At 43.1% G+C, this 24,026-nt stretch carries 20 protein-coding genes; 8 read left to right on the top strand and 12 right to left on the bottom strand.

The features are described 5' to 3' along the window. Position 1: 1 nt before the first annotated feature. The 9 genes from B4G81_RS12740 to B4G81_RS12700 form a co-directional block, all read right to left on the bottom strand. Positions 2–895, bottom strand: a complete 894-nt coding sequence (locus B4G81_RS12740; protein ID WP_294083097.1) for a hypothetical protein — start codon at positions 893–895, stop codon at positions 2–4. A gap of 193 nt (positions 896–1,088) precedes the next feature. Next, entirely contained in the window at positions 1,089–4,196 is a 3,108-nt protein-coding gene (locus tag B4G81_RS12735) for an efflux RND transporter permease subunit (RefSeq protein WP_294083095.1), read from the bottom strand. 2 nt (positions 4,197–4,198) lie between these two features. Next, a complete protein-coding gene (locus B4G81_RS12730; protein ID WP_294083093.1) occupies positions 4,199–5,290 on the bottom strand; it encodes an efflux RND transporter periplasmic adaptor subunit in 1,092 nt (363 codons plus the stop codon). A gap of 10 nt (positions 5,291–5,300) precedes the next feature. Continuing rightward, positions 5,301–6,587: a TolC family protein gene (locus B4G81_RS12725; RefSeq protein ID WP_294083091.1), complete on the bottom strand. Its 1,287-nt coding sequence runs from the start codon at positions 6,585–6,587 to the stop codon at positions 5,301–5,303. A gap of 100 nt (positions 6,588–6,687) precedes the next feature. After that, the gene (locus B4G81_RS12720) at positions 6,688–8,034 is read right to left on the bottom strand and encodes a HAMP domain-containing sensor histidine kinase (RefSeq protein WP_294083089.1); all 1,347 of its coding nucleotides are present in this window, start codon (positions 8,032–8,034) and stop codon (positions 6,688–6,690) included. Beyond that, on the bottom strand, positions 8,031–8,720 hold the full coding sequence (locus B4G81_RS12715) for a response regulator transcription factor (RefSeq protein ID WP_294083315.1): 690 nt from the start codon (positions 8,718–8,720) through the stop codon (positions 8,031–8,033). The genes B4G81_RS12720 and B4G81_RS12715 overlap by 4 nt, the downstream gene beginning before the upstream one ends. 1,025 nt (positions 8,721–9,745) lie before the next feature. Beyond that, positions 9,746–10,093 (bottom strand): DMT family transporter, encoded by a 348-nt coding sequence (locus B4G81_RS12710; protein WP_294083087.1) that lies wholly within the window; start codon positions 10,091–10,093, stop codon positions 9,746–9,748. A 72-nt stretch (positions 10,094–10,165) separates the two neighbouring features. Further along, on the bottom strand, positions 10,166–11,413 hold the full coding sequence (locus B4G81_RS12705) for an ABC transporter permease (protein WP_294083085.1): 1,248 nt from the start codon (positions 11,411–11,413) through the stop codon (positions 10,166–10,168). After that, complete coding sequence (locus tag B4G81_RS12700; RefSeq protein WP_294083083.1) at positions 11,410–12,612, bottom strand: pyridoxal phosphate-dependent aminotransferase; 1,203 nt, start codon at positions 12,610–12,612, stop codon at positions 11,410–11,412. Before B4G81_RS12700 ends, B4G81_RS12705 begins: the two co-directional genes overlap by 4 nt. A 307-nt stretch (positions 12,613–12,919) precedes the next feature. On the opposite strand from B4G81_RS12700, the gene B4G81_RS12695 reads away from it, so the two are divergent. Next, the gene (locus tag B4G81_RS12695) at positions 12,920–13,687 is read left to right on the top strand and encodes a glycoside hydrolase family 16 protein (RefSeq protein ID WP_294083081.1); all 768 of its coding nucleotides are present in this window, start codon (positions 12,920–12,922) and stop codon (positions 13,685–13,687) included. Here the strand turns inward: B4G81_RS12695 and queF are convergent. Next, positions 13,644–14,123, bottom strand: coding sequence for a preQ(1) synthase (gene queF, locus B4G81_RS12690; RefSeq protein WP_294083079.1), 480 nt, complete (start codon positions 14,121–14,123; stop codon positions 13,644–13,646). The two genes, B4G81_RS12695 and queF, sit on opposite strands and share 44 nt — an antisense overlap. Positions 14,124–14,148: 25 nt before the next feature. Further along, positions 14,149–14,823, bottom strand: coding sequence for a 7-cyano-7-deazaguanine synthase QueC (gene queC / locus B4G81_RS12685; RefSeq protein ID WP_294083077.1), 675 nt, complete (start codon positions 14,821–14,823; stop codon positions 14,149–14,151). Between the two features lie 313 nt (positions 14,824–15,136). On the opposite strand from queC, the gene pstS reads away from it, so the two are divergent. From pstS to B4G81_RS12650, 7 genes are all read left to right on the top strand, one after another. Continuing rightward, complete coding sequence (gene pstS, locus B4G81_RS12680) at positions 15,137–16,207, top strand: phosphate ABC transporter substrate-binding protein PstS (protein ID WP_294083075.1); 1,071 nt, start codon at positions 15,137–15,139, stop codon at positions 16,205–16,207. A gap of 97 nt (positions 16,208–16,304) precedes the next feature. Next, positions 16,305–17,162 (top strand): phosphate ABC transporter permease subunit PstC, encoded by an 858-nt coding sequence (gene pstC / locus B4G81_RS12675; RefSeq protein WP_294083072.1) that lies wholly within the window; start codon positions 16,305–16,307, stop codon positions 17,160–17,162. Continuing rightward, positions 17,159–18,034, top strand: a complete 876-nt coding sequence (gene pstA / locus B4G81_RS12670; RefSeq protein ID WP_294083070.1) for a phosphate ABC transporter permease PstA — start codon at positions 17,159–17,161, stop codon at positions 18,032–18,034. The genes pstC and pstA overlap by 4 nt, the downstream gene beginning before the upstream one ends. Continuing rightward, the gene (gene pstB, locus B4G81_RS12665) at positions 18,022–18,807 is read left to right on the top strand and encodes a phosphate ABC transporter ATP-binding protein PstB (RefSeq protein WP_294083068.1); all 786 of its coding nucleotides are present in this window, start codon (positions 18,022–18,024) and stop codon (positions 18,805–18,807) included. The genes pstA and pstB overlap by 13 nt, the downstream gene beginning before the upstream one ends. Before the next feature lie 125 nt (positions 18,808–18,932). Continuing rightward, entirely contained in the window at positions 18,933–19,682 is a 750-nt protein-coding gene (locus B4G81_RS12660; RefSeq protein WP_294083066.1) for a phosphate signaling complex PhoU family protein, read from the top strand. A 10-nt stretch (positions 19,683–19,692) separates the two neighbouring features. Next, positions 19,693–20,391: a response regulator transcription factor gene (locus B4G81_RS12655; RefSeq protein WP_294083064.1), complete on the top strand. Its 699-nt coding sequence runs from the start codon at positions 19,693–19,695 to the stop codon at positions 20,389–20,391. Positions 20,392–20,411: 20 nt separating this feature from the next. Continuing rightward, on the top strand, positions 20,412–22,196 hold the full coding sequence (locus tag B4G81_RS12650; protein WP_294083063.1) for a sensor histidine kinase: 1,785 nt from the start codon (positions 20,412–20,414) through the stop codon (positions 22,194–22,196). A gap of 58 nt (positions 22,197–22,254) precedes the next feature. Here the strand turns inward: B4G81_RS12650 and B4G81_RS12645 are convergent, their stop codons facing one another. Beyond that, entirely contained in the window at positions 22,255–24,021 is a 1,767-nt protein-coding gene (locus B4G81_RS12645; protein ID WP_294083060.1) for a DUF1735 domain-containing protein, read from the bottom strand. Positions 24,022–24,026 lie beyond the last annotated feature (5 nt).

The raw sequence follows: 24,026 nt of genomic DNA, 5'->3' as shown, positions 1-24,026 counted from the left end.
ATTATTTTTTTCCCGGTCTGAAGAGCAGTTCCAGTTTGGGCTGAGGCCGCATTTTGCCAGAGAACATATCACGTACCCAGATCATACCTCCTTCCACGCCCATGGTAGGCTTGAACCAATACTCTGCTGAGCCGCCATAATAAGGCGCATTCATCATCGGAAGCATGGGGCCGGACTGGTTATTGCGCTTCATGACAGGCATACCCCCGTAGGCATTCAGATACCAGTCGTCATTAATCCGATAACGGCCGTGCAGGTCGAGCATCACTGCCGACTGGTTAACATTGTACTGATTGCCAGCGGTCTTTAAATAGGTTGCTCCTCCATCAAACATCAGGTTACGATTCACCTGGTAGCTTGCGTTCATGCCAATATTCCAGAACGGTATCTCGTCGAAATTGGAGTTGTAACCTCCACTGATGCCCATCATCAACGCCGGATCAATCATATAGCGGGCCCCCGCGTCCAATATATAGTAATATCCTTTGCCGAACATGGGAGTCTCCACCATGCCGAGGGTGGTCGAAGAATGCAGCAGAAGATTAGGGGTTGGCATCATGCTGGCAATGGCTGTCCTGCTCTTGCTATTGATAAAATCGGACATGGCACCGTCCCAATAAATGGGAGGAAATATTCCTTCTTCATCTGTATGTTGCGGTGATAGTGTAAATTTTTGATAGGGAGTGAACTGCGGCATAAAATTCTCCATCGGGTTCAGTCGGGGCAGTCTTAACGGAAGTTGTCCGGATTGAAGGGAGTCGGGGAGTGAGGGTAAATCTCCCGAAACGCCGGTTTTCAGTTCCAGGCTATCTTGTTTCACCGGAATTTCCTGTGCAAAAATCCTCACCTGGGTGAAGAGGAGAACTATTAGAAGCGAGATATAAAGGCGTTTCATACAGCTTATGGTGTTAAGAGTTATCCTGTGTAAACAAAAGTACATGAAAATTAAGGCATTTCCAAGTGCATGAAATGAAAAATTGTTATACTAACATTCTTTTACTCAAGATTCACAAATATTGTTAGACGAATCATTTAGTAGCACATCGTACGACGTATGAAACTTTAATTTTCCTTTGCTTCTTATTTTGTCAGTTTGCTGCAGGGGAATTCAATCTCTTGTCTCTCCGGTAAGCAAAATAAAATACCTGTGGCAATACAGTAAAAGAAAGTATCATGCATATTACTATTCCGCCGACAATCATAATTGCCAAAGGCTTTTGAATTTCGGAACCCATACCTGAAGATAAGGCAGCAGGCAACAATCCCATTGACCCCATCAATGCAATCATTAAAACAGGGCGTATCCTTATGTTTACCGCTTCATCTATCGCCAATCTTAGGTTTCGTGAATTTTGCATGCGCTGTTTCATGAAGGAGATGAGTAATATGCTGTCAATGGCTGTAATACCGAAAAGAATGATAAATCCCACGCCTGCTGATATGCCAAACACCGTCCCTGTCACCCAAAGTGATATAAAGCCGCCGATAAAAGCGTAAGGCATAGCACTCGCGGCTATCAGCGTGTCTTTTACTGTCCCGAAGTGGAGATATAGAAGGAACAGGATCAGGACAAGCACTGAGGGTACAATCACCATAAGCCGTTTTGTGGCACGCTGCTGGCTTTCGAATTCACCTGCCCATTCCATTTTATTTTTAGCTCCCAATTCCACTTTTTCACTCACTTTTTTTTGTGCTTCGGCAATGGTGGAGCCCATATCCCTGTCACGAATGCTGAATCCTACCCCCACATAGCGACTGCTACCATCGCGGTAAATAAAAGTGGGCCCCGTAATGAAGTCGATGTCCGCAATTTCTTTCAATGGAACGTACTTCCCGTCCATCGTGGGAATTAATATATTGCCGATTTTGTCTTCATTGTCGCGGTATTCCTTTTGGAAACGCAGTCGCACGTCAAAGATACGCTCTCCCTCATAGAACTGCGTGGCGGCTTTCCCGCCGATTGCCATCTCCGTCACCGACTGTGCATCGGCCATCGAGACGGCATAACGGGCCATTTTCGCCTCGTCCAGTTTTATCTGTAATTCGGGTAGGCCGATACTTCGGAAGACATTGACATCTTCCACGCCCCTGACCTGCTTGATCGTTGTCGCTGTTTGGTCAGCCAATGCCTCCAGCTGTTGAAGGTCTTCTCCGAAGATCTTGATGACAAGGGAGCTTTTTACCCCAGCCACATATTCTTCTACATTATCCTGTATCGGCTGACTGAAGCCAAGTATGACACCCGGATAGATATCTATCGCCTCTTTTATTTCCGTGATAAGGTCTTCTTTCTTTATTTTCCGTTTCCATTCCTTGTCGGGTTTCAGCTGAGTGTGAAATTCAATATTGAAAAAACCCGTCGCATCAGTCCCGTCGTTAGGCCTTCCCGTTTGCGATAGCACAAACTGCACTTCATCAAAAGAGCGTATCTTCTGTTTCATCTGTTTGGTTATTTCCACCGATTCGTCGAGATTGACACTGTTGGGGAGGGTTGCCCGGATGTAAATAGCTCCTTCGTTCATACTTGGTATAAATTCCGTTCCCCAAAATAAAAAGCGGACGATACACAGGAGCAATAAAACGCAAAAAGCAGCGATGGCACCTTTCCTGTATCGGCAGCTAAAGGTATAGATGGATTGTATAATGTGGATAAAAAACCTGCTGATTGCATTTGTCCTCTCTTTGACAGGTTTATTGAGCATTATTTTACACATTACAGGGACATAAGTTAATGACAGCGTCAATGAGCCTAAAAGCGCATACCCCAATGTGAAAGCCAGAGGAGAAAACATCTTCCCTTCCACTTTTTGAAAAGAGAAGATGGGGAATAGAGCCACGACCAGAATGATTTGGGCAAAGAAGATATGTGAAGCCACACTTCCCGCACTTTTTTTGATTAGTCCCGATTTCGCGCTATTCATATAACGGCTTCCCAACTTCTCGGAGCGTTTGACCACTGCTACAAAGATTACTTCCACAATCACCAATGTCCCTTCCAGCAATAATCCGAAGTCGAGCGAACCCATTGAGATCAGGTTTGCGGGAAGCCCTTGTATCCGTAACATGATAATGGCAAACAGGAATGAAAGCGGAATAACCGTTGCGACAATGAGCGTTGTGCGCCAGTTGAACAGAAAGATGAATACTACGATAGAGACAAGTACGACGCCCTCCAAAAGATTTTTCAATACCGTGTTGACGGTAGCATCGACTAAGGTTGTACGGTCTAGAAAGGGTTCTATCTTTACATTCTCAGGCAGGATATGTTCATTCAGTTCCGTTATTTTCTCTTTCAGGTGTTTGATAACCTCTCCCGGATTTTGCCCGCGAAGCATTACCACGATCCCCTGTACCAAATCGTTTTCATTATCAAGACCCACCTGCCCCAAGCGAGGTTTGGACGATATATCCACCGTGGCCACCTGTTTCACCCGGATGGGAGTGCTACCTCTGACCTCAATCAGGATGTTTTCAATGTCTTCGATGCTTTCCAGCAGCCCGACTCCCCGCACTACGAAAGCTTGGCTTCCTTTCTGTATAATGTCTCCTCCCACGTTGATATTGCTGTTTGAAACGGCTTCATAGACATCTAAAGGAGAAAGGTTGTAGTTGGCCAATTCGGTTGGGTTTACTTTTATTTCGAAAATCTTGTCCTCGCCGCCGAAGGTATTGATACTTGCCACCCCGGGCACGGAAAGCAATTCCCGTTCGATGACCCATTCGTTAATTGCCGTGACTTCGCGTATCGGCAGGTCACTTTTGATCACATAACGGTATATTTCACCTGTGGCACCTGACGGCGGCTCAATGGAGGCTTCGGCTCCCTCGGGCAGATCGAGGTCTTGCATCCGGTTGGATGAATATTGCTGTGCGAAAAAATCATCGACACCATCTTCAAAAATAACAGTAACGACCGACAAGCCGAAGAGGGACGTGGAACGTACTTCTGTCTTGCGCGGAATGGTGTTCATTTCCCGCATGATGGGCAGGGTCACGAATTTCTCCACCTCCTCGGCACTACGTCCAGGCCATTGGGTGATTACCCGTACCCGTGTGTTAGTGACGTCGGGATAAGCTTCTATCGGTGTGTTGATAAAGCAGACGATTCCGGCAACCAACAGTATGGCAGTAAGGAACAGAATAAGGACATGGTTTCTGAGTGAGAAGGCGATGATATTTTCAACAAATTTGTGCATGGCTATTTTTCGTTAAGTCCTGAATAAATAAGCAATTGGCCACTCACAACCACCTCGTCGCCCTCCGAAATGCCGCTATGCACGTAAGAGATGTTTTCATTGTGACCCTGTAATTGCACTTCTTTTATTTGAAAATCATCCCCGTCACTTTTTATCACGACGAAATGGCGGTTGTCATCAAAAATCAGTGCGTCAGACGGAATGGCGATAACCCGTTCGTCCGTTTCATTTCTTAGATATACTACGACCGGCATTTCCGGTTTCAGTTTCAGGTCTTGATTAGGCATGGTAATCCTTGCTTTCAGGACTTTGTCGTCGGGATCGAACACTTGTGAAAGTCTGTCTATTTTGCCATCAAAAACTTCTCCGGGATAGGATAGGGTGGTGAAATTAACTTCCATCCCTTCTTTTACGAATTGCAGGTTTCCGGCATATACATTGGCCATCACCCACACCTCACTCAGATCGGCGATGGTAAACAACGCCTCGTCGCCTGATGATATAGTACTGCCTGAAGAGACTCTTTTAGAGACGATATAACCCGAAGCGGGAGCTTTGAGTGAAAAAACGCCACCCCCTTTATCCGAGCCAAAGAGGCACATGTCGTTTTGGATCCTTGCCAATGTGGCTTGGGTTTGCTTGAGTTTAGACTCGGCCTCCATCAACTCCCTCTCGGAAAGCATATTGTCGTTGAACATCTCCCGGGCGGTTTTTACTTCTCTTTCCACCACATTGATTTCTGCCTGTAACGAGACAAGTTCAGATTGCAAGGCTGATAAATCTGCACTGCGGACATCTAAAAGCGTTTCCCCTTTCCCTACCTTGTCGCCCATCGAGAAATAGACTTTCTCTACTATTCCTCCGATCAATGGAAAATAATGGACTACTTTGTCGGGATCGTACTCTACCTTCCCATTGAGGGTTAGTGTCTCTTTCTGACGACCGGCAGCAGCTTTTACCGTTTTTACGGTCGAAAGGAAATCGGGATTGATTACCGGGCGGTCTCCTGCATTTTCTGTACGGTCCCCCGTGCAGGAATTGGATAGGAAAATAAGTGGTGTGAGCGTGAGCAACACAAATTTTTTTACTGTCATAAAGCTTTGTCTATTGTATGTCGGATCCTGTAGCATATTGAAGTTCGCTGAACGAAACGTACCTGTTTTTACGTGCTGTAAGCAGTGTTTGCTTATTACTGCGGTACGATTCCATAAAGTCGATATATTCCAGCATGCTGATATTTTTGTTGAGCAGGTTTTTGGTGTATAGCTCGAACATCTTGTCCAGTTCGGTCAATAGTTCGTTGTCCGCAATTTTTTGGTGAAAATTGTATGCCTGGACGTAATTGGTAAAGGCTTCCGTAATTTCGTGCAGGACGGTATTCTGCTGTTGCTGAACAAGATAACGGCTTTGGTAAAGGCCAATCTTGGCCGCTTTTATATTGCCTTGATTCCTGTTCAGAAAAGGGAGGTCGAAACTGAAGCCCACACCCGCAAAATCTTTCCAGATACCTCCGTAGCGGTCGTAACTAACGTTTAACGTAATGTCGGGGATGCGTTGCGATTTTTCGTAAATCAATGATTTTTCATAGAAATGGGTTTGTAGCTCACTCCGTTTCAGGTCGGGACGTGACTCGAAAGCGATTTCGAATAAAGAGGCCAACTGCATCGGATCGGGATCGGGCATGTTCTCTTCACCCGGTTTAATCTCAATCCGTATGAAAGGAGAAATATTCAACAGGGACTTGAGCTCTTTCTGTTGTGCATTGAAATCGACTTCCGTCTCGTTCATTTCCTTTTCCAACTCCAACAAGCCGGACTGCAGCCTGAGCAGTTCGGTCTTTGCTATGTTTCCCTGCGCCACCTGTTTCTTATAAGCGGCGATCAATTGTTCCAGCGATTTTTGCTGGGTGGATAATACTTCACGGTACGATTGCAGGTATGCTGCTTCTCCAATTAGCTTTCTCAGTTCCGCTTTTAATCCTCTCAATATCTCTTCAAACTCCTCAATGGCTATTTCTTTGGTTACTTCCGTCTGTTTTACGAGTTTGCTCCGTTTGCGGGCGGTCCGGATAATTTGATTGAGCTCTACGCTGAACTGAACGTTTTTAGGAAAGGAGCCCATCTCCAACTCTTTCCTTTGCCTGTCGCTTCCCCAAAAATTTACCGATCCGATCGACAGTTCGGGATTATCCCAAAGTTTAGCTTGTGCTATTTCAGCATCGGCGAGGCTGATATTCATCTTTTCGGCTATCAGTTGCAGGTTTTGTTCGAGAAACAGGGTCTCGATCTGTGAGGGTGTATATCGCTTTACCTCCTCTTGCTGAGCGAAAGTATCGAATGGGAGAAATATCAATAGAAAACTTAAAAGGAATAATTGCGGGATTATTTTCATTTTTTCATCTTTACCGTTATGCTATCTATATAATCTGAAAATTTTCGGCAAAGGTAGATTTCTGAAATTAGAAGCCCATTAAAGAGAGATTAGAATTAGATTAGAAACTGTTTTTCCAGATGATCGAGATAGTGGTACCTCTGTTTTCGGTGGAGGTGATCTCCATAACGGCTCCCGAAAGCGTTAAGATTTTGTGCGCGAGTGATAATCCGATTCCCGCCCCTTTATATCCATGTGTGTTCCGCCCCCGGTAGAAAGTATCGAAAATTTTTTCCTTTTCATCGGAAGGTATGCCTATTCCCTTGTCACTGACTGTGATTTGAAATTCCGATTTGGTTTTGAAGGCACGGACAGTGACTGTCTCCTCAGAATATTTGCAAGCGTTATCTATGATATTTTGTAATGCCACAAACAACAAATGGTTATTGGATTTGATATAAAAGGGGGTAGTATTTCTTACGAGCGAAATACGTCCTTTGTATTTCGAGTATTCAAAATGATGCACTACGGATTGTAGTTCATCCACCAGATTAAGCTGCTCCCTTCCCGATTCTGAAATATCCAAGTCGGTCTGAGCCAATTGGAACAGGTTGTTCACCAGTATATTTAATCGCTCCATCTCGCTCTCTATCCGACGGAGGGATATTTTGTATTCGTCAGGAGTAAATTCCTTGAGTTGCATTACCTCACACTCTCCCATAATGGCCGTGAGGGGGTTTTTCAGTTCATGAGAGGCGTTGGCGATAAATGTTTTTTGTGAGTTAAAGCTTATCTCCAGCCGTTCTATCATCCGGTTGAAATAATTAATGGTTTGTGCCAACTCGTCGTTCCCGTTCCTTTGTGCCAGACGTAGATGCAGTGCTTTGGGGGTTATTTCCTGCATACGGTTAACCATTTCCTGTAACGGTTTGGTAATTATTTTGGCATTCCACCAGAGTAATCCGAAAATAATCACACTGCTTACGACTAATATGACGATCAATATTTTCTTCAAAGAGCTTATTAAATACTCTCCCTGGAGATTTCTGGCAGTAACTATGATAATGAAATTACCTTCGTTATCGGGATAATATATGCCAACCCCGCTTTGGTTATCCAGCTCGAATTTTACCTGATAATTCTGGAACAGGCCCTTCACTTGCCGATCGGTAAGAAAGGTCTCAAGTTCCTTTGTGGCCTGCTGCCGGTCATTGGCAATGATCACCCTCTCAGATGTCTCAGGCAATAGGCTTTGGTAGGCGTCGATAATTTTTTGATAAGCATGTTGATTTAGTTCGTCTTTTTCAAAATGCTTCTGGGCTGTGATCAATGCCTTGTCGAATAAAAGCGTGTAGTAATTATTGTCAATATTTTTTGATGTGAGCAGATAAACAAAAATAAATACAATTACCAGTATTCCCACTGTAATTGAGGTATATAACAGAGCTAATTTTGTTTTTATCTTCATTCCTCTTTCAAAATATATCCCAAGCCGATCACGGTATGGATTAATTTGGATGTTCCGTCGGGTTGAATTTTATTCCGGATGTAATTGACATATACATCCACAATATTGGTATTGGTATCGAAATTCATATCCCACACATTTTCAAGTAGGGTCTGACGTGAAAGTACCCTGTTGGGATTTTGCATAAAATATTTCAGTAATAAATACTCTTTCGCGGTAAGATGAACTGTATTACCACTTCTATAAGCCTGCTTTGTGTTCAGATCAAGCGTTAAATCAGAAAATTGTAGTAATCCATTATCCTGTTTTTCCGGATTTATATTCGATCGGCGTAATAACGCCTTGATCCGGGCTTCCAGCTCTGACAGTTTAAATGGCTTTGTGATATAATCATCGGCGCCGGCATTAAGTCCATTCACTATATCTTCAGTTGTTGACAGGGCGGTAAGCAAAATGATGGGAGTGGAATAGCCAAATTTTTGTCGGTAAGCCTTGCAAAGCTCCAGACCCGACATGAAGGGCATCATGATATCAACAATAATTAAATTGTAAACGATAGCCTGCAGCTTTTCCCACGCCTGTAAACCATCCCCACATACTTCGGTTGTATATCCGCTGATATTTAATCCCCGTTCTATAAATGAACTAATATTTTGTTCGTCTTCAATAATTAAAATTTTCATCAGAAAAATATCTCCATAATGCAAATACCCGCCCGAGACATAAAAAAAGAGACCGACTCAATATAAGTGAGACAGTCCCTTTGTATATGGTAGGAGTTCAAATCGTTCTGTACCGAACAGTGCAGAAACTGAAAATGTGTTCAATTGCCGAGAAAATCCCAAATGCTGTAGAGATTGAAACTGCCTAAAAAGTCAATTTGATAATTTCTACAGGGGCGTATACTTCAGAATGCGGATACTTCAAAAAACATCTGAAACAGATTTTACGCTGCTAAAGCTGCTCTGAGAAGTTTTTATATCATCCAATTCGATAACATTTCATCGTTTGATATAATTTTCTCCGGATTGTGAAGCAGAATCAGTCATACGAATGTAATCTTGTATTTCAACCCTTCAATTTTTTACCATCGATACTTTTCCGGTTTGGAGAAGGACGATGTAGTAAAAATCAATACTTGAGACCGGATTTAATTCCTATTCCCTGAATTTACAAACTCTTGTATTTGCTTCGGTATTTCCGGCTTGCCTGTGAAGGTTTACCTTAACCAAAATAGAATACAAAAGTAGTCACAAATTCTGCCTATGCCTGAAGAGGAATCATCCGTCTGAGTCGGTCGCTATTTTGCAATCATTTCCTTAAATATACAGATTAAACTGCTATCAAGGGGATCGCGTAACGAAAAACTTCAGGTTCATCCGATAGAAACATTGAATGTCTCACACGTTATGAACAAAGAGAAAAACAAACGGATTTGCCGATCTCCTGAATGAAACTCTTCCCGTTGTGTACAAAATGTCAATGAACTCCTATGTATGTCTTGTGTACGAATTCGTACTTTATCTCTCAATGTTGTTTTGCAAATATAACATACCGGCCAAATAAATTGCAAATATTTTTGGTCGTTTTTATGAACAACTTATCAACAGGTTGTGAACAATAGACTCTATGTTAATACTGGAGCGGGACTTTGAGACGGGGGATAAGGAGATGGGAGACTTTGAAATTGGGAGATGGGAGAGATTTAGTTTTAATGATGCGTGGATGTGAATTGTAGCCCCACGATGGAGATAATCAGTGTACTGAGAAAAAAGATCCTCCAGAAATTGGCCGGTTCCCTGAATACCAAAATGCCCAGAACGACCGTTCCCACGGCACCAATACCGGCCCAGACAGCATATGCAGTTCCCGTCGGGATAGGGTGTGTGCCACCCATCGATTTGAACAGCAGGAACATACTCAGGCTCACACTGGCAAGAAATATGACGAGCCATGACCATATCTCTTTGTCTGACGCCTGTTGCATTTTTCCCAGACTCATCGCAAAAATCGATTCAAATAAGCCCCCGATAATCAGGATTATCCAATTAAAACTCATTATTCACTAAATATTTGGCTTCAAAGATAATGAAAGTTTGCTGGATATTTGGAATTGCCGGCAAGATTCTATTTATTCAAACCGGATGGACTTGGCGGGGGTAATCCTGGCAACCAGATAGGAGGGACCGATCATCATCAATAAAGAAACAATAAGTGTTCCGATATTAAGAAGAATAATATAGAGGGGATTAAGATCGATTGGCACGGCGGATAGGTAATAGGTGGCTGGGTCAAGGGTGAGCAGTTGAAATTGCTCTTGAATTAAACAGAAAATCAATGCGATAATATTACCCCATAACATTCCTTGTCCGATCAGGAAAGCGGAAAGATACAAGAAGACCTTACGGATACTAAAATCTCTTGCACCCATCGACTTGAGCATACCAATCATATTGGTCCGTTCCAGAATAATGATAAGCAGCCCGGAAATCATTGTGAAGCCCGATACCACCAACATAAGGATAATAATGACCCACACATTCATATCGAGCAGATTGAGCCAGTTGAAGATCATGGGATTGATATCCTTGATAGAACGGGTATAAAGAGAATTACCAAAGCGGTCTTTGTAGGATGACATATCGAAGAAAAGATCCTGTGCTACACGGTCAAGATTATCATAATCGTGTACCAGTACTTCAATCCCGCTCACCATATCGCTCTCCCAGCCGTTGAGGTTGGCAAGTACTTTTTTTTCCACGATTATATAGAGCTTATCGTAATCCTCAAAATTGGTACTGTAGATACCACTGATATGAAAACGGCGGGCACGCACGGGTTCCTGCACAAAATAACAGGTAAAACTGTCGCCGGTCTTCAGTCGGAGTTTGTCGGCAATTACGTTCGAGATGATGGCTTGATTGCCGGCAGTGGTATCATCGGGATGAATAATGGTTCCTTCTGTCAGGTTTTTCCTGAAAAAATCCCAATTATACTCTTCTGATACTCCTTTTAATACCACACCCATAAAATCATCATCCGTTTTGATAATAGAAGGTTTGGTGATGAATTCCTGGAAGTGAAGGATATCGGAGTTGGCTTTTAATTTATTGGCAAGGGTATCGGAAAAGGAAATGGGCGTATGTTCATAAGAAGAGCTGCTCTCGAACGCTGTAATTTGGATATGTGAACCGAAACCAACCACTTTGGCCCGTACTTCCTTCTTAAAGCCAACGATGATACATACTGCCACAATCATTACAGCCAACCCCAGCGCGATGCCGGCAATGGCTATCTTGATGGCAGGTGGTGAAACCTGTTTGTCGTTCTTCTTATCGCCTTTATAAATTCGCCTCGCTATAAAGAGCTCCGCATTCATGTTCTGTTAGTATATGGATATGCTTCCAGTGCTTTTTCAAGCACGGTGAGCGCATTGTTTAAATCGTCTTTATTGAGCACATAGGCAATACGGACTTCATTCCTGCCCAGACCGGGAGTAACGTAAAAGCCGGAGGCAGGCGCCATGAAAACGGTTTGTCCCTCATATCGAAAATCGGAGAGACACCACGAACAGAAAGCATCGGCATCTTCAAGGGGAAGCCTCGCCAGCGTATAAAAAGCACCCTGCGGCATGGGCGAATAAACCCCCGGAATTTTATTCAGCCGTTCTATCAGGAAATCGCGGCGACTCTTATACTCCTCGAAATTGCGTTGCGTGTAATCACCGTTTTCCTGTAATGAAGCATTGGCGGCGATCTGTCCTATAAGCGGAGGGCTTAAACGGGCCTGGCAAAACTTCATAACGGTATCGTGTACTTTGCGGTTTTTGGTGATAAGCGCTCCAATACGAATACCACATTCGCTGTACCGTTTGGAAACCGAATCGATCAGCACCACATTCTCTTCTACTTCTTTCAGGTGACAGGCCGATATATATGGCGTGTCGTTGTATATAAATTCTCTGTATACCTCATCGGAAAAAAGATAAAGGTCATGTTTCTTCACCAGTTGCCTGATCTGTTCCATCTCCCGGGGGGTATAGACATAGCCGGTGGGGTTGTTGGGGTTACAGATAAGTATTCCTTTGGTACGCTCGTTGATTAACTTTTCAAACTCTTCAACCGGCGGGAGAGCAAACCCCGATTCCATGGTAGAGGGGATCGTGCGGATAATCGCTCCGGCAGAGATGGCAAAAGCCATGTAATTGGCATAAGCCGGTTCAGGAACGATAATCTCGTCATCAGGGTTAAGGCAGGCCATAAAGGCATAGAGCACTGCTTCTGATCCGCCTGCGGTTATTATAATCTCTTCGGGAGCAAGATCAATATCAAACTGCTTGTAATATCCCACCAGATTTTTTCTGTAAAAACGGTAACCATCGCTGGGACTATATTCCAATGTGATACGGTCGATGTGCCGGATGGCCTCAATGGCAGATGCGGGAGAAGGAAGATCGGGCTGGCCGATATTCAGATGGTAAACCTTGATTCCCTCTGCTTTGGCCGAATCAGAAAGCGGAGCCAGCTTTCGTATGGGTGAGGGGGGCATATCAATCCCCCGTTGTGATATCTGAGGCATATTTATTTGTGTTGAGTGTAACCTTGTATAAATCTTTTTTCCTTTAACACGATAGGGGCAAAGGTAGTAAAAAAAATGGTTGATGTGATGATTTATTGATCCCGATAAATCGGGACGAGTAGTAATGATTGTATGAAACCGATGAAAGTGGAGAAAGAGCAGCGCTTCTCACTGACTTTTCGAATGATTAACATTTATATCACGGCGTTGTAAGTCATATGAAAAGGATTATGCCTAATTTTGCATCTTTCAATTAAAAAGGATAAGAGATAATAATTGTATGCGGAAAAATAACACAATCTTGGGAATGGTCTTTGTACTTGCGGTCGGGTTGGCCTCTTGTGGAGGACAAAAAAATGATGGTCAGGAAAAATTCAGAAAAGGATGGACATTAACATGGGAAGACAATTTTGACAAGGGGGCCGGATTGGCTCACTGGTCGAAAATTTCACGGACGAAACAAATCATGAATAAATACATGAGCAATAACGATGCGCTTTATGTTTTGGAAGATGGACTACTTGTACTCAGGGGGGTAGAAAATGTGGGAGAAAATGCGGAAGTACCTTTCCTTACAGGAGGAATTACCCGGGAAGGGGTAAAACGAAACAGTGTGAACAGGATTGAGGTAAGGGCTCGCATGAATCCGGTTACGGGAGCAGTGCCATTTATTACCTTGCTGCCTTCAGATATTACCGAAAATATTTCCATTGAAATTATGGAACGGTATGGATATGATGAGTTTATTTATCAATCGGTTACTTCGGAATACACCACTACCCAGGGAATGCCTGATAACCCTCCTTCCAGCGCATTAGTCGGAATAAATCCGAATCAATACCATATTTATGGTGTAGAGACCTATCCCGACAGTGTCGTATTCTTTGTCGATAATAACCGTACAAAAAAATATCCCCGCATATTGACCGATATACCGGGGCAGTTCCCATTCAATGACCTGGATCTCGATCTTTTTATCGGTGTCAGGCTGAACAAAGAGGTCAATGCGGAAGAGTTACCGGTGGATCTGTTTATCGACTGGGTACGGTATTACGAGCCGGAAACGAATAATTAAAAAGCCGTTCTTCGGCCAGTTTTTCAAATCTCGTACCCTTACGTCCGTAATTGGCATAGGGGTAGATACTGATGCCACCACGCGGAGTGAATATACCGGTCACTTCAATATATTTGGGATCCATAAGCCGGATTAGGTCTTTCAGGATAATATTTACACAATCTTCATGAAATGCACCGTGATTACGGAAACTGAAAAGATAGAGTTTGAGGCTTTTGCTTTCGACCATCTTCACATCGGGAATATAATCGATGCGGATAGTGGCAAAATCGGGTTGTCCCGTGATAGGGCAGAGGCTGGTGAATTCGGGACAATCGAATGTAACCCAATAGTCATTTCCGGGATGCTTGTTCTCGAACGCTTCCAGCACCTCCGGCGCATAATCCTGCCTGTATTCTGTTTTGCCACCCAGATGGCTCAATCCTTCGTACTGCATACCGTTTTTTTGTTTTTGAGAGATTTTATAATTTGTTTCCTCGTTCCACAAGATAGTCCTGTAGACCTTTATTCCTTAGTCGGCAGGCCGGGCAGTGACCGCAACCCTCGGCCAATACACCGTTATAGCAGGTGAGGGTTTCATTTTTTACCATATCAAATACGCCCAGTTCATCAGCCAGATGCCATACTTCCTTTTTATTACGCCACATAAGCGGCGTATGGATTACAAACTGTTTATCCATGGCGAGGTTAAGAGTGGCGTTGGCAGATCGGATAAAAGTATCCCGGCAATCGGGATAACCACTATAATCGGCTTCTGAAACGCCGGTCACCAGATGTCGGATCCCTTTTGCATAGGCTATTGTAGCGGCAAAAGTGAGGAATAGCAGGTTCCGACCCGGCACAAAGGTGTTGGGATAAGAATCAGCCGGCTTCTCTTCATCCATTTGTACCGTGAAATCGGTAAGCGAGTTGGGGGCTAATCGGGAGATAATGCTTGCGTCCAATACCTGAAAAGGAGTGTCGGACATATCTGCAATCCGGCGCGCATTCTCTACTTCCTGGGAGTGACGTTGTCCGTAAGTAAAGCAAAGCGCAAAAGTGTTCCTGAAGTGTTGTTTTGCCCAATAGAGGCATGTAGTGGAGTCCTGACCACCGGAAAAGAGGACAAGAGCATCCTGTTCTTTATAATCTTTCATTCTTCTTTGTTTTTTATGTGGTTTCCTAAGCTACACAGAAAAGCGGCAAAAGATACTCATGTCGCACTTTCACTACAAAAGTACGAAAAAATTGTAAAGAAAACAGTTCAATCAATCGAAAATTCAGCTACCATCGAAGGCTGAGTTCAAATTAACAGTATTGAGATCATACAGCGCCTTACGTTTTATCGGATTATAGGCAAGCCAAGGTAAGATGTCAGACTTAACAAATATGTAACATTTTTGTAACCGCATTGTAACATTGCTATCGTACATTTGTGTCAAATATCCGAACAAGATAATTCATTTATTGATGCAACGAATATATCTGTTTATACTTCTTGTCGTTTTACTCATATCTTGTAACAACAATTCTGCCCATGTTCATAGCGGTAGTTCAGAAGCCACCTTGTCCGGTGCCGGTGCCACTTTTCCCTATCCTTTTTATAATATAGTTTTTCGGGATTATATGCGTTTGAATGGCAAGGTGACAGTCAATTATGGAGCCATTGGTAGTGGTGGGGGAATCCGCAGCTTACGTGACCGTTCGGTTGACTTCGGTGCAAGTGACGCCTTCCTGAATAACAAAGAAATCGCATCAATGAGTGGGGAAGTGATTCATATACCTACTTGCATGGGCGCGGTGGTAATGGCATATACGCTCGAAGGGGTGGATAGCCTCCGACTCACGGGACCTCTTATCGCCGATATCTATCTGGGGAAAATCAGGAAATGGAATGACTCCAGACTAAAAGCCGTGAATCCGGGCGTGTCATTCCCCGACTTGGATATCACACCGGTGTATCGATCCGACGGCAGCGGTACTACTTATAACTTTTCAGAATACCTGTCGATAGTAAGCCCTGAATGGAACACCATCATGGGAAAGGGAAAAGCTTTGAAATGGGAAGCGGGTATCGCGGCAAAAGGAAATCCCGGTGTGGCGGGTATTGTACAGCAGACTGAAGGTGCCATCGGATATATCGGCTCTGAATATGCGCTTACGCTGAAACTTCCGGTAGCTAAGCTTAAAAATAGGGTGGGGAACTATGTGGATGCTACCCTTGAAACTATTTCTGCTGCTGCGAATGTAGAGCTACCCGATGATATACGGGCTACTATTACCGACTCAGATGATCCCGGTGCTTATCCTATCAGCCTATTTACCTGGATTCTTGTGTATAAAGATCAGCAATATGGAAACCGAACTAAAAAAGAGGCGGAAGCACTTGTGAGTCTTCTGGATTATATAATCAGCGACGAAGGACAAAAAGTGGCTGTACAAATAAATTATGCGCCGCTTTCGATACAGGCGGTGGAAAAGACAAGAAAGTTGATGGAGGAGATTCATTACGGGGAGGAAGTAATTAATGTACCAATGTAATTAATCTCGATAAGTAGGGTCAAGTAATGTCAATATGACAATGGATCAGATTGGATGCTTGGTTAACAGATGATTAGTAATTTGTAATTTATAGTTTGTGAAAGATAAAATATTCCGGATACTATTATTTGCAGCGGCATTGGCGATCCTGTTTTTATCGGCAGGGATTATTTACGCACTGGTGAACCGTTCTTTGGAAGTATTCGGAGAATATGGCATCTGGGGATTTGTGGCGAATGCGGAATGGGATCCCCGTCCGGTCACGGAAGAGTATGGAGCATTCTCTTTTATTATGGGAACGTTTTATACGGCATTCTTTTCCCTTTTGCTTTGTATCCCTTTCGCATTGTCAGTGGCACTGTTGAATGGTGAATACTTCAGAGGTAGTAAACTATCTTCCTTCGTCCGTTCCATTGTCGATTTGTTGGCCGGTATTCCTTCCATTGTGTATGGTTTGTGGGGGTTCTATACGGTTCGCCCTATCATTATTGAAATGGGGATAAATGCGCAGGGTTTTGGGATTTTTCTTTCTTCAGTCGTACTGGCTATTATGATTATTCCTTATGCTTCGTCGTTGAGTACCGAATTCTTGTCTATGGTTCCCAACAAACTGAAAGAGGGGGCTTATAGTCTTGGCGCCACACGTTTAGAGGTGGTACGACATATTAACCTGCCCACGGCGGCATCAGGGATACTGGCCTCATTCATTTTGGCATTAGGACGTGCATTGGGCGAAACCATGGCGGTGACTATGTTGATCGGGAATACCAACAAGATACCACAAGGCTTACGTGATACGGGAAATACCATGGCGAGCGTGATTGCCAACCAATTTGGTGAAGCTGATGGTTTGAAACTCAGTGCACTGATCGCTATCGGCCTGCTGCTGTTTATCATTACAGCACTTATCAATTTGGTAGCTAAGATGGTAATGAAAAAATTAGCAAGGGTATGAGTCGAAATAAAACAACATACATGGGATGGCGGAAAGGAAAAGATAAAATAGCCTTTGTGCTGGTTTGCCTCTTTTCATTGATAGCTATGTTTCCCTTGTTCTTTATCCTATGGGAGGTTGCCTCAAAAGGATATAAGAATTTCAACCTCCGCCTTTTTACCGAGGTAACCCCTTCATCAATGGACGCCATGCTGGCAAAGATGAACGGAGAGCCTATTCCCGGTGGAATATTGAACGGAATCACAGGAACGATACTAATTGTGGGTATGGCCATTCTCTTCTCTGTATTTTTGGGCCTGTTCATTGGGATTTATCTTGCCGATAACCGGGGAAAAAAGCTTGCAGCGGTAGTGAGTTATCTGACCGACCTGTTACAGGGAATGCCCTCCATCGTGATTGGTATTATCGCTTATGCGTGGATTGTGAAACCATTAGGAGGTTATTCGGCCTTGGCGGGTAGCGTGGCACTCACTATTATGATGTTACCCATGATTGTACGCTCTACCGAAGAGACCTTGAAAATGTTACCCCCGGCTTATAAAGAGGCGGGACTTGCTTTGGGCTCTTCTTATACGAATGTGGTATTCAGGATATTGATTCCTTCCGGATTCGGGGGGATCTTTACAGGGATACTTCTTGCTGTATCGCGCGTGATGGGAGAGACTGCACCGTTGATGCTGACTGCCCTCGGTGCATCCGTTGTGAACTGGAAAGTGATGGAACCTACCAGCGCTGTTCCTCTGCTGATCTGGGATTTCTATAATGATCCCAACCTGGTAGATCTGATTTGGTCGTCATCACTCCTCTTATTAATCGTTATATTCCTGTTAAACTGGATCGCCAAAATTGTAGCACGCAAATGGAAAATATAAATAATATAAGCAAGGAAAATCCTGTCCTTCAATTGAAGGAGGTATCGGTTTCCTATTCTCCCGGTAGTTTTGCGGTGAACAGAGTAACTGCCGATATTTATCCCAATACGATTACAGCGATCATGGGACCGTCGGGGTGCGGAAAAAGTACACTCTTACGTGCCATCAACCGTATGCATGATCTCTATCCCCATATTAAGACTACCGGCGAGATCTTTTTAAAAGGAAGGAATATATTGGCAATGGATCCGATGGAAGTACGCCGTATGGCCGGTATGGTATTTCAACAGCCCAACCCTTTTCCTACGATGAGTATTTATGATAACGTGCTGGCAGGTTACACACTCAACGGAATCCGATTAAAAAAGAGTGAGAAAGAAGAAATTGTAGCACAGAGCCTGCAGAGTGTAGGATTGTGGGGCGAGGTGAAGGATGTAATGACTAAAAGGGGATCGTTCCTCTCCGGAGGACAGCAACAACGACTTTGTATAGCCCGTGCACTTGCATTGAATCCGGAAGTGTTGTTGATGGACGAACCTACTTCGGCACTCGATCCGATCTCGACGAACAAGATTGAAGAATTGTTATTACAATTGCAAAAAGATTTCACCATTATTATAGTGACGCATAATATGTCACAGGCTGCGCGTATATCAGACAAATCCATGTTCATGTACTTGGGGGAGTTGGTGGAACATGGAAATACGACGCAGATGTTTACCAAGCCCAGGAATAAACGTACTGAAGAATACCTGACGGGTGTATTTGGATAATAAAACAGGAAAATGACTAACGTTAGGCGCCGTTGTTGTGCCAGGATAAATAAAAACAATTATTTTTGCCGTGGGAAGGTCGGTGATTATCCTGTTTCTATGTATTAATATAAACAAGAAAAACGATGAATAGCGGGAATGAAAAGGGCGATGCCCCCTATGTGAAGGGGATAAAAGATAACTACATAGATCAGTTGCATGGCGATTTTCAATTGATCTCTGAAATGGTATTGACGCAAATAAAATTGGCATCAGATCTGGTACACGATAACCGGAATAAGGAAATTATCCCTCAATTGAACCGGAATGAGAAGATTATCAATTCGTTGGATGTGACTATCAAGGAAAAGGTGATTAACGCAATCATGCTTTTTACACCCCGTGCCTCCGACCTGCGCCGGTTGATGGCCTATCATGATATGACTATATCGATGGAACGGGTGGGTGACCTGATCGAAAATATCGCTTTTGCATTGGAAGAAATTGACTTCTCACTGACAGGTTTTGAAAAATATAAAAAGCCGATCGATAAGATGTTTGTGCAAACCGACAAGATGATGAAGAATGCTCTTTTCGCCTTTACCGGCGTAAGTAACGAAATGGCTTATGACACAATACAGATGGATGACAAAGTAGATAAACTGGAAAAAAAAATTGAACGTAGGCTGGCGGAAGATTTTCACAACGAAGTACAAAGTACACAGTCACTGGTCAATATTATGAATCTGAATAGTATATCTTATTATCTGGAACGAATTGGTGATAAGGCGGTTGACATAGCCGAATCGGCGGTCTATGTGATTGAAGGGAGAGACATACGTCATGTGAAGGAGTCAAAAAAGACGGCTAACGGAGGAAAGTCGGGAGGTGAATAGGATGAAAGAAATGAAGGCAAGGATCCTTGTGGTCGATGACGAAAAAGATATTTGTGATATCCTGCAATTCAATCTGGAGAGCGAAGGATATATCGTAGATGTGGCTAATTCGGGAGAGGAGGCTCTGAAGATGATTACCGATATACACCGGCTTATCATACTCGATGTGATGATGGGAGGCATATCCGGGTTTAAAGTGGCCGGAAAATTACGTGAATCGGGGAACTTTGTACCCATCATTTTCCTTACCGCCAAAAACAGGGAAAATGATATGCTGACAGGTTTTTCATTAGGAGGAGATGATTATATTGCCAAACCGTTCTCTGTAAAAGAAGTGCTTGTACGTGTCAAAGCATTGCTCAAACGTGTCTCACTCTCCACAGTTCCTCCGGCAGAACCTGTGGAAACAAACTGGAAATATAAAGAATTGAATATTGATCTGTCCGGTACCCGCGTGACTATCGGGGGTAACGAGGTGGCTCTCACGAAAAAAGAATTTGAAATACTTTCACTGTTGGCACGGACTTCACCCAGTGTCCTTACCCGTGAGGAAATACTGAACAATGTATGGGGGATGAATGAGTTTGTTCTCGATCGTACAGTTGATGTGCATATCACCCGTTTGAGAAAAAAGTTGGGAGATTATGGCTCTATTATTGTGAACCGTTCCGGCTTCGGCTATTATTTGAATATCGACTCCGGTATTTGAGTGAAAAAGTGGAGAGGTGAATGCAAAAAATAAAATCTCTGGAAAAAATGCGACGGAAAATATCTTTTAAAACACGTATTGTGCTCATATTCACAGTAATTATTGCCCTTTTTACTGCAGGAATCATTTTGTTTGAGCAGCAACAATTCAAAAATGAGCGTACGCACAATCTGGAAAGGACACTCGAGAATAATGCCGATATTATACATCGATATATACATGTCAATAATATCGACCCGGGAAAAGAGCCTGCACAGATCAGTCAATTATTGCACTATATGCCTTCGGATATACGGCTTACTCTGATAAGTTGGGAAGGAGAAGTCCTTTATGATAATTCATTGGATGCTAGTCAGATGGAGAATCATCTTCAACGTTCCGAAATCCGGAAGTCAATTGGTTTTGGTGAAGGTGCCAATATTCGTGTATCTACCAGTAACAATATCAAATACCTTTATTACTCTAAAAAATACAATGAAGGTTATTTCATCCGGCTGGCAATGCCATACAATATACAACTGCAATCGTTCATCAATTCCGGCAGCTCGTTTATCATCTATATTCTCCTCTTTTTCGTGTTGTGTATATTGATGATGCTTTATTTTTCCAACCGGTTTTCAAGATCGTTGAAGGAGCTAAAGGAATTCTCGCTCAATGTGAAGAACGGCTCAAATATACCTGCTGATTTTGCTTTTGCCGATGATGAGGTAGGGGAAGTGAGTGCTGATATTGTCGAAAATTATAATCTGTTGCAGGAAAACCGACGAAGACTGGCCGCAGAGCGTGAAAAGCTGCTGCAACATTTTCAGCTTTCGGAAGAGGGAATTGCTATCTTTTCGAGAGATCGCCGGGAGATTTATGCCAACTCTCATTTCCTGCAATTCCTGAATATGATATTAGACAGTCCTACATTGGAGACTGAACTGATTTTCGACAATCCTGTTTTTGAGGAATTTGTTGCTTTTCTCAATGTAAAACCCAGGGAAGGGAATATTTTTTCTAAACGGATAGAAAAAAGTGGCAGGCAATTTAATGTGCGGATTATTATTTTTGAGGATGAGAGTTTTGAATTCTATATCAGTGATATCACTAAATCTGAAAAGACGCGCCTGCTTAAACAAGAGATGACCAATAATATCGCACATGAACTTCGTACGCCGGTTACCAGTATTCGCGGTTATCTTGAAACAATCCTTACTCTTTATGATGATAAGGGCGATAACAGGGAACGTATCCGCGGTTTTCTCGACAGGGCTTATTTGCAGACTATCCGCCTTTCGGAACTGATACAGGATATCAGTATGCTGACCAAGATCGAAGAAGCATCCGACAGGTTCGAATTGGAACAGGTGAACATCAGTGAATTGCTGGATGAGCTAAAAAATGATCTGTCCGATAAGATCCGGGAGAAAGATAATACATTCAAAATAGAGGTGAATAACAACGTGGTGATTTACGGTAGCCGCACTCTTCTTTATTCTATCTTCCGGAATCTGACTGAAAACTCCCTTTCCTATGGTGGCGAAAATATAGAGATTGTGGTGCGTTGTTACAATGAAAATGAGGATAGTTATTTCTTTGAGTTCTACGATACCGGTATAGGCGTTGATGAAAAGCACCTGGTGCGTATCTTTGAGCGTTTTTACAGGGTGAATGAAGGACGGACTCGTAATACCGGCGGTTCGGGGTTGGGACTCTCCATTGTCAGGAACGCCATATTGTTCCATAAAGGAAGTATAGTGGCAAAGAATCGCCCCGAAGGGGGATTACAATTCCTGATGACTTTCCCGAAGATCATACAATAAACATAAAAGAGGCTGTTTCGCAAGGGACAGCCTCTTTTATTCTCATATATTCAACTGATTAATTGACAGTGTTGGCAACCGTACTGTCATTATTGGGAGTTCTTGCGTCCGACTTTGGAACCTTGATATCCAATACCACCTTATAATTCCCTCCTGTAGTAGGTTGAATGTCACGTACAATATAAATTCCAAATCTGTTGTTGAATTTTACTTTATGTCCCCAGCCAATAACACCGACAGCGTTTTTGGCCAACTTATCGCTAAGCACTCTATCGGCTCCCCAGGGATATGCATAAGTTTTGCTGTAAAAATCAATTAAACTTGTGAGGGAATTCACGTCGGTCACACCATCGTAATGTTCCGGTTTTGTCGCGTCAGCTGACCCCTCTCTCCATCCACCTATCATTAAATAGGTTAACTTGGAGAAACCTTGGGTATAAGGCGCAATACGATCCTTATAATTGGCATCCTTAACGCCGATATAGGCCGAGTAAAGTTTTATCTCATCGGGTTTATCAATAACTACCGTGAAATCCATCATCTGGGATTTTGTCTTGGCTTCTTCCTGGGTGAAAGCGACCATGTTTTTATCGGCATAGGCAGAGAACCAGTTTTTCTTGCCGGTCCCGATTTCCGTGGTAAGTTCAACCCCTTTGTATTCCATAATTTCATTGGATGGATCATAGCCGGGATTGTCTATTACCACGTTTTGTCCGCTTACGTTGGCCACTTCGCTCCTGATATCATGATCGACATATTTTATGTCAAATTTTATTGTATATTCTCCTCCGGGGAGAGAAGTGACTTCTTTGATGTACAGTAGTGAGTATTGCTCATTCTGACCGATTCTCGGACCCCATCCTTGAATAAGAACCCGATCCTCTCCGCTTATCTGACTTTGTAAGTTGTGGCTGGTCATCCTGTCCGATGCGTTGAAATTATATTTATCCGTCTTTGTCAATTCAGCTATTTTGTTGATCAATTCTTCGGTAGTATTTATCTCATTGAACAGTGATGTGGTGTACAACTTATTCATATTGGTGGTCATCGTCAATTTTTCGAACCCTTTGATATAAGGTAGGACATATCTCATATAATCACCCCCATGCTGCCATCCTATAATGGATGGATGCAACCGTAGGTTTGTACCATGTTTCAGAAGCACAAAATCCATCATCTGCGATTGCTCTGCGGCTTCTTCAATAGTAAATGTATGCTCTCCTTCGCTGTTTGTTGCATAAGCGGCAAACCAGTTCTTCTTATCCGGTCCTATCTCTGTCGTCAATTCAACGTCTTCAAGATGGATCAGTTTTGGGGGTGGTAGTCTGGATACCACAAGGTACATCACATCTTGTGACGGATCTATCGAGGCATTCTCATCCCCGCTGATCAGAATCATTTGTACGGGTAATAAATAAGTAATGTCATCCTGCATTCCTGTAGAAGTCAGGGAAATATTTACGTGAGATGAAACATTACTATATTTGGGAAATATAAATTCAGCCACCTCAATGGAATAAGCACTGGGAGGGAGTTCCAGATAATTGGTTTGATGTTTTTTATTATACTCCTCTATCAGGTTGGATTTGGCCTCTACGCCAACAACAATCCCAAAGGCACTGGATTGATCTATTTGGGCTTGCAGTGTGATCCTGTTCTGCTTGGCGGGATCCACAACGACTTCTATCTCATTGCCTTCATCCGTTGCGATCAGTGATACCTTCTTTTGCCCTGTCTCATATATATTCTTATCATCATTACAGCCTATGATTGTACTGATCAGTACTATACCAAGGATGAAGTTTAATATTGTATTTCTGTTCATATGAT

The sequence above is a fragment of the Proteiniphilum sp. UBA5384 genome (assembly GCF_002410825.1).
GTDB lineage: Bacteria > Bacteroidota > Bacteroidia > Bacteroidales > Dysgonomonadaceae > Proteiniphilum.
The sequence above is the reverse complement of the archived record's forward strand: the minus strand, read 5'-3'. Positions and strand labels throughout refer to the sequence as shown.

Bases quoted from the DNA above. Each gene is read 5' to 3' on its own strand.
- B4G81_RS12740 (WP_294083097.1), bottom strand. From the start codon at position 895: ATGAAACGCCTTTATATCTCGCTTCTAATAGTTCTCCTCTTCACCCAG.
- B4G81_RS12735 (WP_294083095.1), bottom strand. From the start codon at position 4,196: ATGCACAAATTTGTTGAAAATATCATCGCCTTCTCACTCAGAAACCAT.
- B4G81_RS12730 (WP_294083093.1), bottom strand. From the start codon at position 5,290: ATGACAGTAAAAAAATTTGTGTTGCTCACGCTCACACCACTTATTTTC.
- B4G81_RS12725 (WP_294083091.1), bottom strand. From the start codon at position 6,587: ATGAAAATAATCCCGCAATTATTCCTTTTAAGTTTTCTATTGATATTT.
- B4G81_RS12720 (WP_294083089.1), bottom strand. From the start codon at position 8,034: ATGAAGATAAAAACAAAATTAGCTCTGTTATATACCTCAATTACAGTG.
- B4G81_RS12710 (WP_294083087.1), bottom strand. From the start codon at position 10,093: ATGAGTTTTAATTGGATAATCCTGATTATCGGGGGCTTATTTGAATCG.
- B4G81_RS12705 (WP_294083085.1), bottom strand. From the start codon at position 11,413: ATGAATGCGGAGCTCTTTATAGCGAGGCGAATTTATAAAGGCGATAAG.
- B4G81_RS12700 (WP_294083083.1), bottom strand. From the start codon at position 12,612: ATGCCTCAGATATCACAACGGGGGATTGATATGCCCCCCTCACCCATA.
- B4G81_RS12695 (WP_294083081.1), top strand. From the start codon at position 12,920: ATGGTCTTTGTACTTGCGGTCGGGTTGGCCTCTTGTGGAGGACAAAAA.
- queF (WP_294083079.1), bottom strand. From the start codon at position 14,123: ATGCAGTACGAAGGATTGAGCCATCTGGGTGGCAAAACAGAATACAGG.
- queC (WP_294083077.1), bottom strand. From the start codon at position 14,823: ATGAAAGATTATAAAGAACAGGATGCTCTTGTCCTCTTTTCCGGTGGT.
- pstS (WP_294083075.1), top strand. From the start codon at position 15,137: ATGCAACGAATATATCTGTTTATACTTCTTGTCGTTTTACTCATATCT.
- pstA (WP_294083070.1), top strand. From the start codon at position 17,159: ATGAGTCGAAATAAAACAACATACATGGGATGGCGGAAAGGAAAAGAT.
- pstB (WP_294083068.1), top strand. From the start codon at position 18,022: ATGGAAAATATAAATAATATAAGCAAGGAAAATCCTGTCCTTCAATTG.
- B4G81_RS12660 (WP_294083066.1), top strand. From the start codon at position 18,933: ATGAATAGCGGGAATGAAAAGGGCGATGCCCCCTATGTGAAGGGGATA.
- B4G81_RS12655 (WP_294083064.1), top strand. From the start codon at position 19,693: ATGAAGGCAAGGATCCTTGTGGTCGATGACGAAAAAGATATTTGTGAT.
- B4G81_RS12650 (WP_294083063.1), top strand. From the start codon at position 20,412: ATGCAAAAAATAAAATCTCTGGAAAAAATGCGACGGAAAATATCTTTT.
- B4G81_RS12645 (WP_294083060.1), bottom strand. From the start codon at position 24,021: ATGAACAGAAATACAATATTAAACTTCATCCTTGGTATAGTACTGATC.